This window comes from Terriglobus sp. YAF25 (assembly GCF_052113305.1).
Classification (GTDB): domain Bacteria; phylum Acidobacteriota; class Terriglobia; order Terriglobales; family Acidobacteriaceae; genus Terriglobus.
In genome coordinates this window covers 1-2,170 of record NZ_JBFRCY010000885.1, presented here as the reverse complement: position 1 = coordinate 2,170, position 2,170 = coordinate 1, and the positions used below count along the sequence as shown (strand labels likewise).

The 2,170-nt window shown below is 55.9% G+C and carries 1 protein-coding gene; it reads left to right on the top strand.

Features of this window, described 5'->3' with window-relative positions; all coding sequences use genetic code 11:
* Nucleotides 1-120: 120 nt before the first annotated feature.
* The coding region (locus AB4043_RS24855) for a carboxypeptidase regulatory-like domain-containing protein (RefSeq protein ID WP_442308440.1) at nucleotides 121-2,170 on the top strand (2,050 nt) is incomplete at its 3' end.

Here is a 2,170-nt window from a genome sequence, read left to right as displayed (position 1 = left end):
TTTCTTGACAGCGTCTCTCGGCCTCTTCTAGTTTTCTCGTGGCCCAAATCAGCATCTTTGGGGGCCACTAGAGTTGTGTTTCTTTAACTGTGGTGTTTCGGCACCTTTTTGGAGGCAGCCATGAGCCTGCTACGGCATTTCAGAATGTCACGCTATATCTTTGTTCTATTCCTTCTTCTCTTCCCATCCCTTAGTAACGCGCAGACCGTCTCCGCCACATTGGTTGGCACCGTTACGGACAAGACCGGCGCTGCTGCGCCAAACGCCAGGGTAATCGCGCGCGAAACCTCTACCAACGCACTGCGGGAGGTCATCACGAACGATAGCGGCAACTATACGTTCTCTGACATTCCCCCGGGCAATTACGCCATCTCCGTCGAGATGCAAGGCTTCAAGAAAGAAACCCGTGCATCCGTCGACGTGATTGTGAATACGACTTCACGTGTGGACTTCAGCCTTAGCCCCGGTGCGGCGACTGAAGAGATTACCGTCACCGACACTATTCCGCTGCTGCAGACAGACCGTGCGGACGTCAGCACCAAGCTTGAGGCTGAGAAGCTTGCAAACCGTAAGGTAGGCAAGGTCGCCTACAACTACTTTGGCGGCAATCTGAGCGGTCCCATTATTAAGGACAAGCTGTTTTTTTATGGCGATTATTTCCGCACCTCTGACCACGAAGCGAACAGCAATACGGTAACGATTCCCTTTAAAAAGGCGACGACCTGCGTCGGCGGCTTCTACGATCTGAGCGATGGCTACACGGCAAACGGTAAGGGCCAGATCTATGACCCGTCAACGGGCACTCAGACCGGCAGCAACACCGGCAAGGGCCGTACACCGTTCGCGGGTAACCTTATTCCCTGCGGACGTGTGAATTCGGTAAGCGCAGCACTGCTGGCGCTGATTCCGTCGCCCAACACAAACCTCAGCTCGACCAGCTCACCCAGTAATAACTACTTCATCAACCTGCCATTCCAGAAGACGTCAGACAACTACGATGGCAAGGTCGATTGGCAGATCAGGGCCGCCGACCGCCTGAGTGGCCGCTTCAGCTACCAGAAGAACAACCTGTTTCAAGCCCCTATCTTCAGCAGCTTTGCAGGCGGACCTTCTCCGAATGGCGGCTTCGCAGGCAGTGGTGTTCAGAAGGCATGGAGTACAGGCGGAAACTATACTCACACCTTCTCGTCCACGTTCCTCACAGAGGTTCGCCTAGGAGTGGCGCACTATCGTAACGACGCGCAACCTTCTGACTACGGCAACAAGGATGCAACGACCATCGGTGTTCCCGGTGTGAACCTCGACACCCTGACCTCCGGCCAAGTGGGCATCAACCTGGGCAGCTTCTCGCAGCCGACCCTCGGCTATGCCGCTTCTATGCCGTGGATCCGGGCGGAAGCGAACATTGACTTCGTCAATCACTGGACCAAGGTGATGGGCAATCATCAGTTCAAGTTCGGTGTCGACCTTCGCCGGGTGCGTGACGATTTGCTTCAAGGCCAGACGTACAGCCCGCGTGGACTCTATACCTTTGGTCAGAATCAGACCGGCCTGAACGGTGGACCGGCAACGGACTTCCATAACGATCTTGCTTCGTTCCTGCTTGGTCTTCCGAGCGCCGCAGGCCGTGATCTGTTCACCTATTTCCCGACATATCGCCAGTGGTGGTTCTTTGCCTTTGCCGGCGATAAATGGAATGCCACATCACGGTTGACGTTGGACTATGGCCTCCGCTGGGAGTTCTACCCACCGGCCACAGCTCGCAAGGCTGGACAGTTCTCCAACTACAACCCGTCGAACAACACACTGGTGATTGCGGGCATCGGCGGTAACCCCTCCAACCTGGGCCTCCAGACTCGATACAGCTACTTCGCTCCCCGTACAGGCTTCGCCTTGCGTGTGAACGACAAACTGGTTGTCCGTGGCGGCTTTGGTATGAGCTACATGCCGTTTGAAGACAACAGCTATGCCTACAACTACCCGGTACGCGCCAATAACGCGTATACCCAATCCACAGCACAGAACAGCTACGGCCCTGCCGTGCTGGCGGACAACACGACGCCGGYGACCTTTCAGGCAGGCTTCCCGGCTCCTGTACCGGTGACTGTTCCCTCCAACGGCATCATTTCAATCGCGGCCGGCACGGCATTGAACTCTTCCTCATATACCT